The following is a 15,410-nucleotide window of genomic DNA, read 5'->3' on the forward strand; positions in this document are numbered from 1 at the left end:
GTCGCCCCATCCGGCGCATTCGTCTGACCAGCTTCCCGGCTCCGTCCAATCCGGTACGGGCCAACCGGTATGGCAGCAAAAACAGGCTTCCCGGAACTATTCCCAACCAAAATGCCAGTTTACAGATTGGTGAGTACGTAATTGGGGACGAAAACTGTCCGTTTCTGTACGGACCGGATGATATCCGGTATTAGACTATAATAAGAATATTCTATTGTCGAGTTATAGAAAAATCTATTTTTCCTAAATTTGTACAATTTGCGTTGTACGACAAATTCATGAGTGTCAACCCTTTAAAACTGGCTAATTCGGCATACATACCATACATTTGTATCCCGTTTCTTAGAGTGGCGGTTAACAATCATTTTTAGATTTTTCCAGTATGAGAAAACATTACCGTTTTCTATTCCTCTTCCTGCTGCTGATTTGCCAGACGGCCGTCAGTATGGCGCAGGATTTGGGCGCAGTAGCAGGCATGGTGCAAACCGAAACCGGAGAGCCAATGCCGGGTGCCACTATTTTTATCCGGGGTACTTTCATCGGTACCAGCACCGACCGGGACGGTAAATTCAGCCTACGGGCCGATTTTAGCGAGGGTCCAGTTACGCTGTCGGTTTCGTTTGTAGGCTACGAGAGCCGCGACGTAACGCTCAGCCAGCCCGACAACTCGGTGAAGGTGCAGCTGAAAATCAACCCTACGCAAACCAATGAGGTTATTGCCTCGGCCTCCCGCGTGGAGGAAGGCATTCTGCAGGCTCCTGTAACGGTAGAGAAGGTAACCTCGCAGCAAGTGCTGCGCCTGCCTCCACCCGACGTGCAGGTGGGCCTGAACCAGTTCAAGGGCATTGATGTGAACAGCACTAGTATGCTGATGAACTCGCTCAGCACGCGCGGCTTCAACTCGGCCAAGTCGGAGCGCCTGATTCAGCTGACCGACTACTTCGATACTCAGTCGCCGAGCCTGAACGTAAACGCTGGTAACCTCACGGGCCTGCCCGAGCTGGATATTGAAAGCATTGAGATTATTCACGGGCCGGCCTCGGCCCTGTACGGCGCCAACGCCTTCAACGGGGTGCTGCTGCAAAACTCCAAAGATGCCTTCGTGAGTGAGGGCATCACGCTGCGGGTACGCGGCGGGGAGCGGAGCTTTTTCGACGGGCAGTTGCGCTACGCGCAGAAAATCGGCGAGAAGTTCGCCTTCAAAATCACCGGGGCCTACCTCACGGCCGACGACTGGCTGGCCGAGAACTACTCGGCTACCAGCACCCAGGTGGAGCGCCGCAACAATGCTCAGGGCTCCACGCTGGGCTACGATGCCGTGAACCGCTACGGCGACGTACCTTTCACGGTACCTGCTACCTACCCGTTTGCCGACCTGCGGGGCAAAACCCTGTTCATGCCTGGCTTCGATGAGAAAACCCTGGTGGCCGACGATAACAAAGCCAAGTCGCTGAAAATCCACCCCTCGGTTTCCTACCTGCTTACCAGCTCCATCAAAATGACGGTGGGGGCCAGCTACAATCGGGGCACGGCCAGCTACCAGAGCTCCAGCCGCTACCGTTTCAAAGACTTCGGTACCAATCAGTACCACGGTGAAATCAAAGGGGAACGGTGGTTTCTGCGCGGCCAGTCTATTCAGGACTATGGCAAGAACTCCTACGACCTGAACTTCCTGGGGGCCTTTTTGCAGAACTCGCCCATCAGCACCGGCAGCGGCACTACCTACGCCCAGCAGTATTTTAATACCTACCTGACCACCTACGGCGGAGCCCGCCAGGGAGGCCAGACCGACGCTCAGGCCCAGATAGCGGCCCAGAATGCAGCGGTAAGAATTCAGCTGGACCCCAGCAGCGCCACGTTCCGGAACCTGCGCAGCACCATCATCAACGATGCTACCCCGGGCCGCGGAGCCCGCCTGAACCCCAGCTCCCTGCTGAACGAAGGCAACGCCCAGTACAACTTCCGCCTGGCCGAAACCGCCGACCTGATTGTGGGAGCGGCCTACCGCAAATTCCGCCTGGGCTCCAACGGTAACCTGTTTTCCGACGCAGACGGCCGGATCCAGAACCATGAAGTGGGCGGTTATGCTCAACTGACCAAGAAGTTTCTGGATGAGCGGCTGAAGCTGGCTTTGGCCGGCCGCCTGGACGGCTTCAAGAACTTCAAGGCGGCTTTCTCGCCCCGTGCTTCCGTAGTGTACTCGGCCGGCGATAAGCGCCAGCATAACTTCCGCGCCAGCTATGGCCGCGCTTTCCGCTCCCCTACTCAACTGGATCAGTATATCAAACTGGATCTGGGCCAGGTATTGCTGCTGGGCAACGTCGACAACGGCTACCAGGGCTACAGCCTGGTTACCGGCCAGGCCGTGGATATTGCGGCCTTGAAGCTGGAGCGCCTGAGCAGCTACGAAATCGGCTACAAGGGAGCCCTGGGCGAAAAGGTAGCCGTAGACGTGAACTACTACCGCAACTACTACAACGACTTTATTGGGGCCCAGCGCTTTATCGGCAACGCCGATGGTAGCCGCCCCGCAACGGCCGCCTCGGGCCGGGTGCTGCAGGTGTGGACCAACGCTAACCAGGAAGTACGCACCCAGGGTGCCGCTTTGGGCCTGACTTATGCCTTTGCTCCCTTCCTGAACATTGCCGCCAACTACTCCCTGAACATTCAGGACCGTAGCGACGTGCAGAACGCCGAGTTCCAGACGTACTTCAACACGCCTAAGCACAAGTACAACGTGGGTGCCAACGGCACGGTGCTGAACCACCTGGGCTACGCCTTTAATTACCGCTGGGCTCAAGGCCACGAGTATGGCCTGCCCTTCGCCGTGGGTCAGCTGTCGGATTACAGTTCCACGGATGCCTACCTGGGCTACAACTTCGTGAAGTTGGGCACGACCCTACAGGCAGGTGCGTCCAACCTGTTCAATGCCAATAACGTGCAGGTGTACGGTGGCCCCCAGATTGGCCGCCTAGTCTATGTAGGTGTACAACTGGAGGTCAAATAAGAATATAAATATATAAATAGTTCAATACAACGCCTTCGTCCCAATAAGGGACGAAGGCGTTTTTTTATGACCCGGCTGATCAAAGACCGGCCGCCTACGATATTGAAAAGCTTTTGGATTTCAATTAAATCGTTCTTTTTTACTTATTTCTCAAAATGAGGATCGTTCTTATTTTGGGAAATCTTTAGGCCAGAATAGCTCCCTATTGAACCCATGTTTACACATCCTTCATCGAAAACTTATAGTTCTCCTATGCGTCGGTAGATAGTTTTACAGCCCTCTTGTACCTATCTGCATTTCGCATCCTCATGCATCACTACTATTCTGCTGCATTGGCCCTTACAGCCCTCGCTTCGGAGCCTGCATTAGCCGGCTCCTCATTGCCTGCTACTATTACTGCCCATCTGCCGGTAGCCGTCAACGAAGCCGAACGCTCCTTGGCGGGCACTGTTCTCAACGATGAGGGCGAGCCGCTGCCCGGCGCTACCGTGTTTATCAAAGGCACCTTTGTAGGTACCAGCACCGACCAGAAGGGCAATTTCCGGCTGGATGCCAGCTTCGAGAACGGGCCTGTTACGCTGGTGTTTTCTTATGTGGGCTACGATACCCGGGAAATTAAGCTGGAGGCGCCAGAGCTGGCCATTAACGTGGGACTGAGCCCCAGCGCAACCCTGCTGAATGAAACCGTAGTTTCGGCTTCGCGGGTGGAGGAAAACATTCTGCGGGCCCCGGTAACTATCGAGAAAGTATCGAGCCAGCAGATTGAGAAGCTGCCGAACCCGGAAATTCTGAGTGGGCTGGGACAGTTGAAGGGCTTGGACGTCAGCTCGGCCTCCATGCTGTTTACCAGCGTAAGTACGCGGGGCTTCAACACGGCCAAATCGGAGCGGGTAATTCAGCTGGTAGACTACATGGATACTGCCCTGCCTTCCCTGAACCTAAGCCCCGGCAACCTGGTAGGCATTCCGGAGCTGGACATGGAGAGCATAGAAATCATTCATGGCCCGGCCTCGGCCCTGTACGGTTCCAACGCCCTAAGCGGCGTTATTCTGTTCAACTCCAAAGACCCCTTCGTGTACGAGGGCCTGAGCGTGCGTTTGCGCGGGGGCCAGCGTGACCTGCTGGACGGGCAGGTGCGCTACGCCAAAAAACTGACGGAGAAGCTGGCCATCAAGGTGAATGCCAGCGCTTTTCGGGCCAACGACTGGATTGCCGATAATTTAGATGCCACCCAGAGCTCGGCCAACCCCCGGGGTTCCACGCTGGGCTACAACGCCGTGAACCGCTACGGCGACAATGGCTACACCTTCAACCAAATGCAGCAGCTGCCGGGTGGCACCAACCCCGAGCTGTACGGCAAAACTGCCTACCTGCCCGGCTTTTCGGAGGGGGAGCTAATAGCCGACGACAACCGCACCACTTCCTATCGGATTCAGGGAGCCGTATCCTACCTGCTGCGCAACGACCTGAAGCTGACTGTAGAAGCCAAGCACGCGGAGGGCACGGCTACCTATCAGAACATCAGCCGCTTCCGGGTGAAAGGATTGGGTACCAACCAATACCGCGCTGAGCTGAAAAGCAGTAAGGGCTTCCTGCGCCTGTATACCACGGAGGATTTTACGGGGAATTCTTACGAGCTCAACCAGTTGGGCACGCTCATCCAGAACTCGCCCCTCACGGAAGGCGGTTCGGTAAGCTACGCCCAGCAGTTCTTCGGCACCTACAATGCCGTGTACAGCCAGGCCCGGCGCAACGGCTTACCCGCCGATGCGGCACTTGCTGCTGCCCAAACGGCAGCCAATCAGGTGCAGCTCCCGACCTCCAACCCCCGTTTTGCTACCCTGCGGAACACCATTGCCAACGACCAGCAGCCGGGCCGGGGGGCACAGCAGTATTTCAACTCATTTCTGCACGACATCAGCGGGCAGCGTAGCTTCCAATTGTCGGAGCGGGGCACCAACCTAACGGTGGGAGCCGCCTACCGGCAGTACCGGCTGGGCTCCAACGGGCTGTTGTTTGCCGACAAAGAGGGTAAGCGCCTCAAAAACCACGAGTACGGGGCTTACGGACAACTCACGCAGACGTTGTTGCAGGAGCGGCTGAAGCTGGCTTTTGCCGGCCGGGTTGATGAGTTCAAAAACTTCAAGGCGGCATTTTCGCCCCGGGCTTCGGCCGTGTATACCGTGGGCCAGAACAAGCAGCACAACTTCCGGGTAAGCTACGGCCGGGCGTTCCGCTCCCCGTCCCAAACGGAACAGTATTTCTACAACGACATCCGGACGGGCGTACTCATCGGCAACGTGGGCAACGGTTTCCAGGGCTACAACCTGAGCTTGTTCAACTCCCCCCAGACGCTGGCGGCGGCTCAATCGAACCCGGCCGTGCTGCAGCCCTACGAATACACCATTGCCCCGCTGAAGCTGGAACGGGTGAATACGGGTGAAATCGGCTACAAAGGCGCGCTGTTGCCCAATGTGTACGCCGACGTAAGCTACTACCGCAGCCAGTATCATGACTTCATCGGGGCACAGACGTTTGTGGGCAATACCGATGGCAGCCGCCCTACGCCCCAGCAACTCTCGGCTGGCTACTCCACTGCCTACACCGACCAGAGCAAGCCAACCCGCGTACTGTACGCCTACTACAACAATAACCGGGAAGTACGCACCCAGGGCGTAACGGCCGGCCTGACCTACTACTTCCGCCGCTTCCTCAACATCACGGGTAACTACTCGCTGAACGTGCTGGACCGCAGCAGCCTGCCCAGCGGCTTCCAGACGTTCTTTAATACGCCCAAGCATAAGTATAACGTGGGCGCCAACGGCCAGGCGGGCAACCTAAGCTATACCGTGAACTACCGCTGGGTGCAAGGCCACTTGCAGGAAATGCCGTTTGCTACCGGCACCATCACCGACTATAGCACCACCGATGCCTACGTGGGCTACACCGTGCCGAAGCTGAAATCAACCTTCCAGGCCGGTGTCACCAACGCTTTCAACACCAACAACGTGCAGGTATTTGGGGGCCCGCAAATTGGCCGCCTGGGCTACCTGGGCCTGCGGTTTGATTTGTAAGTAAGTGATGGGGTGATGCGGTAAATCGTCCCCCCAATAATGCCAAGGACCTTTTCGCAGCAGAACGGCCGTCGTTGAAACGACGGCCGTTCTGCTGCGAAAAGGTCCTTGGCGCTTCGGACGTCAACTCAAGGATGACAATCTTTCCCTTATTTCCTTATCCCCTCACCCACCGAAACGTGAGGTTGAGGCGGGGACCGACGGGTTGGCTGGTTTTAGGCAAGGCATGTAGCCAGTTGCGCTGAGTGGGGCCGCGCATTACCAGTAGGCTGCCCGAAGTGAGGGGCAGGCTGAGGGGCGCGGGCAACCCGGTGGCTTCGGCGAAGGCGGCCGGGCGGGGCTTCAGGCGGAAGCGGCGGGTGGCCCCTAACGTAACAGAGGCAATAACCGGCTCAGAGCCCAGCTCTGGCTCGTCGTCGGCGTGGTAGCCCATGCTGTCCTGGCCAGAGCGGTAGAGGTTTAGTAGCACACTGTTGAACGGCGTACCGGTAGCCTGTTCCACCTGCCGACGCAGCAGCTGCAACTCCGGCAGCCAGGGCAGCGGCTCCAGGCGCAGGCCGGAGTAGGCATAGGCGGCACCAGCGTCGCCGTACCAGGCCGTGAGCCGGGGCTGCATCACCTCCCGCCCGAACAGCCGGATAGGCTCGTGCCGCCAGGGCACGGCGGCCGTGAGGTTGGCTAGCAAATGTTCCGCTTCGACGAGCGACAGGAAGCTGGGGTCAAGGAGCAGTTCGGCGGCCGGTAATGGAAGATGCAGCAGGGCCATTGGGGGCAAGTGGTTATACCGTAGGCATGCCAAAGCGCAGGGCCCACGCCAGGTATACCAGCGTGATAAGCCCACATATCAAGAGGGCACTGCCCCAGGACCGGCTCTGGTAAGCCTGCAACCCAATGTAGCGCGGCCAGAATACCAGGTTGTAAATTACAATGGCCACGATGTTGAATACCGAGCCCAGCCACACGTATTCGTTGCCATATGCCTGCTGTAGCCAGGCCAGTGTGTAATGTGTGGCTGCCAAATAGGCAAGCATAAAAGCTACGACCAACAAGGCCGGCCCCGTACGGCGTAATGCCCGGAGATTGAGCGCCAATAAAACTCCTCCGGCTACCATGCTAAAAAGCACCGAAAAAATGGTGATGGTCCCCGGCGAATACAGGGCCGGGCCTGCTTTCTGCTGAATTTCAGGGCCTACCTCGCCCCGGGCTATACGCCGGGCTTGCTCTTTTTCGGCTTCCAGCTCCCGCTCCGCCAACTCACGCCGGTCAGTTTCCTGCTTGCTTAACTGCAGCTCTGCCACCAGCGTAGCCGCCCCCGGCTCCGGAATACCGCGCAACGCAAGCTCATCGAGGGCAGCCAACACGGCCTCTTCCCGGTACTGATACCGGTTGAGAACATAATCGCGCAGCTCGGCTTCGGTTTTACGGCCCATTTTAGCCGCATAGTCTTCAGCCATTATCGTAGAGAAAAAAAGATCAGAAAGAAAAGCGGCCAAGGCCGGAGGGTGTACGAAGAAACAACCAATATCGGCTAAAAACTTCCCCGGGCCCGGATTTTACACCAAGGCTACTGCCGGGCCGCCCACTCGGCCAGCACCTCGCCCACGTGGTACACATCCTCAAAGGTGTTGTAGAGTGGCACTGGGGCCAGCCGAATTACGTTGGGCTCTCGCCAGTCGCCAATTACGCCGGCCGCCATGAGGTGCTCGAACAGGTCACGGCCATTCTGATGCACCAGCAGGGAGAGTTGGCAGCCGCGCTGGGCGGGGTCCTGGGGCGTGATGATTTCGAGGCGCGACGTGGGCAAGTTGAGGCGCTGAATGAGAAACTCCAGGTAGCCCGTGAGTTGCTCGCTCTTGCGGCGCAGGGCCGGCATACCGCCGGCGGCCACGTGCTCGGCCAGGGCGGCTTCGTGCACGGCCATGGTGAGAATGGCACCGTTGGAGAGCTGCCAGCCGGCGGCTCCGCGCATGGGCCGGAAGCCTTTGCGCATCTTAAACCGCTCCTGCTCGTCGTGGCCCCACCAGCCGGCCAGGCGCAGCAGCTCGGGCTGGTCGGCAAACCGCTCGTGCACGAACACGCCCGACACCCCGCCGGGGCCCGAGTTGAGGTATTTGTAGGAGCACCAGCAGGCAAAATCCACGTCCCAGTCGTGCAGGTGCAGGGGAATATTGCCGGCGGCGTGGGCCAAGTCGAACCCGACCTGCGCCCCCACGGCGTGACCGGCCCGGGTAATGGCGGCCATGTCGTACACCTGCCCGGTGTAGTAGTTAATACCGCCCATGATGATGGTGCAGAGCGAGTCGCCCAGCTCCTCGATTTTGGCCAGCACATCCTCGGGGCGCAGGGTATGCTCACCGGGGCGGGGCGTAAGCTCCACAATGGCGTCGTCGGGGCGGAGGCCATGCAGGCGCACCTGGCTTTCGAGGGCGTACTGGTCGGAGGGGAAGGCGCCGGCCTCCATGAGCACCTTGTAGCGGGTGGCGGTAGGCTGATAGAACGACACCAGCAGCAGGTGCAGGTTGGTGGTGAGGTTGTTCATCACCACTACCTCCAGGGGCCGGGCGCCTACTACCTGAGCCGTGGCCTCCTGCAGGCGCTGATGAAAGTGCATCCAGGGAGTTTCACCCTTAAAGTGCCCTTCCACGGCCAATTCCTGCCAGTTCAGCAGCTGCCGCTCTACGGCGGCGCGGGCGGTGCGGGGCTGCAGGCCCAGCGAGTTGCCGCAGAAGTACAGGCTCTCCCGGGTACCATCGGGGGCGGGCGGAATCAGGAAGTGCTGGCGAAACTCGCGCAGCGGGTCCTGGGCATCAAGGCGGCGGGCAAAATCGAGGGTGGGTTCGAAGGTCATCGGAACAAAGATACCAGCGGGAATGAGTGAGATGGTGAAATGGTGAGTTTGACGTTCTGACGGCGCAGGTGGAGCAAGCGGCACGTTAAACTCACCATCTCACTATCTCACCATTTCACCACCTATTGCACCACGTAGAACTGCAACCATCCATCCAGCAGGTGCAGCATAACCACCAGGTTGAACACGTAGAGCAGCATGGTGGCTTCGCGCTGCCAGCGGAGCTGCCGCCAGGCCACGTACACCAGCAGGTAGGCCGTCACCAGTCCGAAGTACCACAGGGCCTGAGGGGTAGTAAAGCCATCGAAGCCCTCGGTGTAGATACCAAATACCTGCCAGAGCAGCAGGGCACCGCCGGCCGGCAGCAGGTAGCGGCGCCAAGGCCAGGCCGGCTGAGCAGCCACGTAGTTCAGCACCACCAGAAAAAACGGAGTAGCCAGCATGTAGCGGGCGAAATTCCACATGCTACCGCCCTGGTACGCCAGAATGAACAAACACACGCACACGCAGTAGCCCAGGGAAAACACTACTTCGGGCGGTACGGCCGGCAGCGGCTGCCGCCCGCGCACCTGTTGCAGCCACCGCCACGCCAGCCAGCAGCAGGCCCCAATAGCCGCCACCCCCCACCACAAGGCCGTGGCATCCAGCCAGAGCACGTTGGCCCCGGAGGGGTCGTTGAAGTAGAGGCGGGGCCATTGCAGAAAGTGGCCCCAGTGCTTCTGCGACAAAGCAAAGGCAAATGGCTCGCCCACCTGCTGCCACTGAATATAGGCTACCATGCCCACCGTAAGCGCCAGGGTGAGCAGCCCCGTAGCGCCCCAGAGCAACGCCCGGCGCAGCTGTCCGGGCTGAGTGGCCCACAGCAGCACCATAAATAGCAACGCCGGCGTAAACATGGTGCTGGCCGAGCGGGTGAGGCCGCAGCCCAGCAGCCCCAGCAGCCACCACACCAGCTGCCGCCGCTGCACCCCGGCCACTACCAGGGCTGCAAAGGCAAAAAACAGCGCCTCGGTGTAGGGCACCACCATAAACAGGAAGCAGGGCGTGGACAGCCACAGCAGCTGTAGCCGCAGCGGCACCCGCAGCCGGTGCGCCAGCCAGGTGGCCGCCACCAGAAAAATACCGGCATTCAGCAGCCCCATGCCCAGCGGACCCAGCCCGGTAAAGCGCCAGAAGTACGGAAACAGCGGAAAGAAGGCGGCGTTGCTCAGGTTATCGGGCGAATATTGGTACCCGCCCTGCCGAATCTGGTCGTACCAGAGCACGTCCCAGCGCAGCAGGGTATCGTCGGCGGGCAGGTAGCGGATGAGGCCGAAGGCATACAGGGCCGAGGTGAGGGCCGCCAGTAGCAGCAGATGCAGGGCCACCACGCCGGCCGCATTCTGGTACCAGGGCCGGGGAGCAAGGGGAGCTAAAGCCGGAGAAGCGGGCATGGATTGAAAATCGGGGTAAGGGGGCCAGAGGAAAACACCGGGAGTTTAGCGCCAGCCTTCCAGCCGGAGGTCATCGAACCAGGTAGGGTCGCCGGCCTCTACGTGCCACACGTACAGCTGCAGGATGTCGGAGGGCTCCAGGTCGGGGGGCAGGCGGATGATTTTCTGCACGTACTCCCACTTGCCGTAGCGCTTCACCACCTCCTGCACTTCCAGGCACTCCCACACGTTTTTGCGGCGGCCCTGGCAGTTGATTTCCACCACCAGCTTGGTGGAGCCGATACGGCCGCTGGGCAGGTACACCCACCCGCTCAGGCGCAGCTTGCGCGGCACAAAGGCGCAGCTGATGCCCAGGGGCTGCTGAAACTTGCTCCCAAAATCGGTGCCCTCCACCAGCCGGTAGGAGTAGCGGCCGGAGTGGGCCTGCTCGGTGCTGAGGAAGGGTGGCAAGGGGTGGGCCCAGCCCTCAAACTGCTCAAAATCGGACTGTAGCAGCACGCAGCTGTCGGAGGGAGCGGGGCCGCAGCCGGCCAGCAGCAGCCCCGCCAGCAGGCCCGCGGCCCAGCCTGCCCGCGCCGGATAACGACTTAAATAAAACACCAAGACACTACGTAAAAACATGATACCATACCGCTTACCGGAATACTTCCGCCGATAACCCTAGCCAGTCCAGGGCGTTCTGACCCAGCACCTGGGTTTTGAGTTCCTCGGCCCAGGGCATAGACCGAATCAGCTGGCCGGGCTCCAGCTCGCCCAGCGGAAAGGGGTAGTCGGTGCCCAGCGTGATTTTGTCGGGGCCCAGGGTTTTCAGTAGGTAATCCAGCATCAGCGGGTCGTGCACCAACGAATCAACCCAGAAGCGGCCCAGGTACTCGCGGGGGTTGCGGGGGTTGTCCACGGCGCAGAGGTCGGGGCGCACCTGCCAGCCGTGCTCGATGCGGCCGATGGTACTGGCAAACGAACCGCCCCCGTGGGCCACGGCCACCCGCAGCCGGGGCAGGCGCTCCAGCACGCCCCCGAAGATGAGGCTGCACAAGGCCCGGCTGCTTTCGGCGGGCATCCCTACCAGCCAGGGCAGCCAGTATTCGGGCATCTGTTGCTGGCCCATCATATCCCAGGGGTGCACAAACACGCACATGCCCAGCTCCTCGGCCGCCTGAAATACCGGAAACAGGGCCGGCTCGCTCAGGTTCCAGTCGTTGACGTGGGAACCAATCTGGACGCCGGCCAGCCCAATGCGGCGGCAGCGCTCCAGCTCCTGCACGGCCAGGTCGGGGGCCTGCATAGGCAGCGTACCCAGCCCCACGAAGCGCGTGGGGTAGCGCTGCACCACACCGGCTAGGTGGTCGTTGAGCAGCTGGCTGAGGTCGAGCGTATCCAGGGGCTTGGCCCAGTAGCTGAACATGACGGGCACGGTGCTGAGCACCTGCACCTGGGCCCCAAACTGGTCGTACTCACGCAGGCGCACGGCCGGGTCCCAGCAGTTATCCTGCACCTCCCGGAAAAACTTGTCGTCCTGCATCATGCGGGCGCAACAGGGCCGGTGGTGGTCCAGCCGAATGAACCCGCCGTAGCCGTACCGCTCCCGCAAATCGGGCCACCGCTCGGGCAGGATGTGCGTATGAATGTCGATGGTGAGCATGGAGAGAACAGGAGGTGGAAGCCGGGACGTCAGCAGCTCAGGAGGGCCATTGCAGCAGCAGGAAGTATTTGCGGTACGTTTCCCAGTCCATCTCGCAGCAGTTGATGAGGCCGATGGTGTACTGGTAATTCTGAATCAGGCCCACTATCAGCAAGCCACCGGCCAGCAGCACCAGCGGGGCCGGCCGCCAGCCCAGCCGGGCCTCCCGGGCCAGCCACCGCTGCCAGAAGGCCGCCATGCCGAAGGCCAGAATAGGGTACAAACTAATCATGGGGCGGCCGCCGTAGCTGCCGCCATACTCCCACTGGTGCCAGCAGAACGTGACGTAGGTATAAATAGGCACCAGCCCCAGCAACAGCGGCAGCGCTTTGGGCGCCCAGCGCCGCACCCACACAATACCAATGAAGCTGAGCACAAACAGGGGCGAATAAATCAGCCAGCCCTTGCGGAAGCTGAAGAACCCCAGCAGAATGTGGGGGTCGTCGAAGTGGAAAGTTTCGCCGGGGTAGAAAGGAACCAGCCACTGCAAGCCCACCACCCGCCAGAACACAAACTGCATCCCGCTTACCAGCAGGGCCAGCCCGGCCGCCAGCAGGCACTGGCCCCAGTGCTGCCGCCAGAAGCGCAGCCGCTCCTGCAGGGCACCCCAGCTAGTAAGGCCCCAGAACACCGGCACCCCAACCAGCAGCATCAGCTCCGAGGGCCGGATCAGGAGCATTAGTCCACCCAGCAGGCCCAGGCCCGCCGCTACGGCCGCCGAGGGCCGCTCGTACCAGCGCCGGGTAGCCCGCAACAGCAGTACATTCAGCATAAATAAGGTACCGTGCGCCATCAACCCTTCGGCGGTAGCATAGGTAAGCAGGTTGGTGCCCAGCCCAATAATAAGCAGAGTGAAGGCCGCCACGTGGTCGTCGAAGTAGCGGCGCAGCTCCTTGCCGAGCAGCCACAGGCCCAGCAGCACGTAGAGCATACACCCCACCGATATCAGGTACTGATAAGCCCGCTCGTAGCCGTTGGTAACCGGGCGGCCTTCCAGCTTGTAGGCTATATTGGCCGTGAAGAAAAAGGGCGAATAGGCCACGGCCATGCCCATTGGAAACTTGAACACCTTGCGGCCATTGGGCAAGGGCACAAACTCCCACTGCGGATCCACATTGGGGCGGTATTCCCGACGGGCGGCGCTGGTCCAGCTCCCGTCGCCCAGGTCGTCGAGCAATAGGCCCGAGGGCAGATACATGTAGTAGCCGGCGGGGTCACTGGTGAACACCCGGTTGCTGTTCCACTTCTCGTCTTTCAGCAGAAAAACCAGGGTAATAATGCTCACAAAAAGCCATACGTAGCTGGTATGTGAGCCCTGAACCAGCCACTGGTACACTCGTTGGATACGAATCATAAGGACTGCAATAACGGGAGCCCGGCGCACCTCTCCAAGCTGGCCCTACCCGGGCGGCCCCGCCGGCACCGGGCTAGGGTACGCGCAAATCGGGGGGCAGCTTTTTCAGAGACCCAATAAAAAAGCCCCGGCGGTACCGGTCGGCCGTCATACTATCCCAATGAATGACGCCGGCGGCGTACTGGTAGGTTTGCCACAGGTTCAGCACAATACCCAGTACCAGCACCATCCGCACGGCCAGGCGGGCCGGCTGCTTCCAGGCCGCCGAGGCTGCCACCAGGGCTGCTACCCCCAAGGCCAGCAGCGGATACAGGCTGATCAGAGGCCGGCAGCCAAAGCTGCCCCCATACCACCACTCGCGCCAGCTAAACGTAACGTACAGCACCACCGGCAGCGTGAGCAGCAGGGCCCCGGCCCCGCCGCGCAGACGGGGCGGTAGCCACGCCATACCCAACAAAGCCAGGCCGGCCAGGGGCGTGTACAGCAGCCAGCCTTTTTTGAAGCTGAACAGCCCTTCCAGCACGTGCGGGTGCCGGAAATCGAACCCCTCGCCCTGGTAGGTATCCAGCCACCACTGCCCGCTCACGGCGTGCCAGAACACGGGCTGCCACACCACCACGGCCAGCACAATGGCGCCGGCCAGCAGCACCTGCCGGGGCCGGCCCAGCAGCCAGGTAAACCAGCCGCGTGGGCCGCCCTGGGTAGCCAGCCCCCACCCTACCGGCACCAGCACGTACAGGGCCTCGGTGGGCCGGGCCAGCATAGCCAGGCCCAGCATCAGGCCCAGTACGGCTGCCCACCGGATGCTGCGGGTTTCGTACCAGGCGCCCGTGGCCCACACCAGCCCCACGTGCCATAAAAACAGCAGGCTGTGGGCCATGGGACTTTCGTAGCTGGCGTAGGTGAACCAGTTGGTACCGAGGCCAATGGCGGCCAGGGCCCAGGCCACGGCCGCATCTTCTGGCGAAAAGTAGCGTTGCAGCAGCCGACGCAACAGCCACAGTCCCAGCAGCCCATGAAACAGGCCAGCCAGCATAATAGCCTGCTGGTAGGGGCGCGAGAAGCCGTCGGTGGGCAGGCCGCGCAGGCGGGCCCAGGTGTGGGCCCCCGCAAACCAGGGTAGCTCAGCCAGGGCTACGCCCAGCGGGTATTTAGAGATGGTGTTGCCGTTGGGCAACTTCAGCAGGCCCATGTAGGGCTCGGGGCCCGGCCGGTAGGTTTGCTGAATGCGCAGCAGCGAATCGGCCCGGCCGGCATCCTGGTATAGCAGCACTGAGGGCAGGTACACGTAGTACCCTCCCTGGTCGTTATCAAATACTTCCAGGGGCTTCCAGCGCTTATCGTTGAAAGTGGCCAGGATGAGCAGAAACGCGGTAAACAGAAAAACCAATAAGGACTTCACGCAGGCAGCACTATCAGCTTGTTACGGGGCCGGCGTAACCGGCGCAGGAGCCTGCATGTAGGTACCGCACACCTGGCAGGTACGTAGCGCATCGGAGGCCCAGAAGCGGTTCATAATGGGGGGCAGCTGGGCCACGATGTCGGTAATTTCGGCGAATTCCTCGTGCAACTTATGCCCGCAGTTTTCGCAGTACCACTGAAAGCCGTCCAGTTCGCCGGGGGTACGGTAGCGCTCCAGCACCAGGCCCACAGTACCGGCCGGCCGGCGCGGGGAGTGAGGCACGCCGGCCGGCAGCAAAAACATACTGCCCTGCTTGATTTCGATGTCGACGGGCTGACCGTCTTCGATAATCTTCACCACCATGTCGCCTTCCAGCTGCAAAAACAGCTCCTCGCCCTCGTCCACGTGGTAGTCTTTGCGGGCATTGGGACCACCCACCACCATCACAATGAAGTCCTTATTATCCTTGAACACCTGCTGGTTGCCTACTGGCGGCTTGAGCAAGTGGCGGTGGTCATCAATCCACTGCTGAAAATTGAACGGACGGGCAACGGGCATAGGATAGATTGTTGGATGGTTGAACGGGTGGATGGGTGTAAAGTACGAATGTA

The 15,410-nt window shown here is 60.5% G+C and carries 11 protein-coding genes; 2 read left to right on the forward strand and 9 right to left on the reverse strand.

Going from position 1 to position 15,410, the window contains the following annotated elements; genetic code table 11:
* The first annotated feature begins 382 nt into the window (after positions 1-382).
* A complete protein-coding gene (locus EI290_RS14115; RefSeq protein WP_125431580.1) occupies positions 383-3,007 on the forward strand; it encodes a TonB-dependent receptor in 2,625 nt (874 codons plus the stop codon).
* 308 nt (positions 3,008-3,315) lie between these two features.
* A complete protein-coding gene (locus EI290_RS14120) occupies positions 3,316-6,081 on the forward strand; it encodes a TonB-dependent receptor (RefSeq protein WP_125431583.1) in 2,766 nt (921 codons plus the stop codon).
* A 157-nt stretch (positions 6,082-6,238) separates the two neighbouring features.
* Here the strand turns inward: EI290_RS14120 and EI290_RS14125 are convergent, their stop codons facing one another.
* The 9 genes from EI290_RS14125 to EI290_RS14165 all read right to left on the reverse strand — a co-directional run bounded on the left by EI290_RS14125 (position 6,239) and on the right by EI290_RS14165 (position 15,357).
* Positions 6,239-6,847: an alpha-ketoglutarate-dependent dioxygenase AlkB family protein gene (locus EI290_RS14125; protein ID WP_125431585.1), complete on the reverse strand. Its 609-nt coding sequence runs from the start codon at positions 6,845-6,847 to the stop codon at positions 6,239-6,241.
* Between the two features lie 13 nt (positions 6,848-6,860).
* Positions 6,861-7,535, reverse strand: coding sequence for a hypothetical protein (locus tag EI290_RS14130; RefSeq protein ID WP_125431588.1), 675 nt, complete (start codon positions 7,533-7,535; stop codon positions 6,861-6,863).
* A gap of 110 nt (positions 7,536-7,645) precedes the next feature.
* A complete protein-coding gene (gene kynU, locus EI290_RS14135) occupies positions 7,646-8,929 on the reverse strand; it encodes a kynureninase (protein WP_125431591.1) in 1,284 nt (427 codons plus the stop codon).
* Positions 8,930-9,051: 122 nt separating this feature from the next.
* Positions 9,052-10,362, reverse strand: a complete 1,311-nt coding sequence (locus tag EI290_RS14140) for a hypothetical protein (RefSeq protein WP_125431594.1) — start codon at positions 10,360-10,362, stop codon at positions 9,052-9,054.
* Between the two features lie 45 nt (positions 10,363-10,407).
* The gene (locus tag EI290_RS14145; RefSeq protein ID WP_125431597.1) at positions 10,408-10,965 is read right to left on the reverse strand and encodes a hypothetical protein; all 558 of its coding nucleotides are present in this window, start codon (positions 10,963-10,965) and stop codon (positions 10,408-10,410) included.
* A gap of 31 nt (positions 10,966-10,996) precedes the next feature.
* Positions 10,997-12,004: an amidohydrolase family protein gene (locus EI290_RS14150; RefSeq protein WP_125431600.1), complete on the reverse strand. Its 1,008-nt coding sequence runs from the start codon at positions 12,002-12,004 to the stop codon at positions 10,997-10,999.
* Between the two features lie 37 nt (positions 12,005-12,041).
* On the reverse strand, positions 12,042-13,397 hold the full coding sequence (locus EI290_RS14155; RefSeq protein WP_125431603.1) for a hypothetical protein: 1,356 nt from the start codon (positions 13,395-13,397) through the stop codon (positions 12,042-12,044).
* A 73-nt stretch (positions 13,398-13,470) separates the two neighbouring features.
* Entirely contained in the window at positions 13,471-14,799 is a 1,329-nt protein-coding gene (locus EI290_RS14160; RefSeq protein ID WP_125431606.1) for a glycosyltransferase family 39 protein, read from the reverse strand.
* 21 nt (positions 14,800-14,820) lie between these two features.
* A complete protein-coding gene (locus tag EI290_RS14165; protein WP_125431609.1) occupies positions 14,821-15,357 on the reverse strand; it encodes a 3-hydroxyanthranilate 3,4-dioxygenase in 537 nt (178 codons plus the stop codon).
* Positions 15,358-15,410 lie beyond the last annotated feature (53 nt).

The sequence above is a fragment of the Hymenobacter metallilatus genome (assembly GCF_003944705.1).
In the GTDB taxonomy this organism is placed as follows: Bacteria; Bacteroidota; Bacteroidia; order Cytophagales; family Hymenobacteraceae; genus Hymenobacter; species Hymenobacter metallilatus.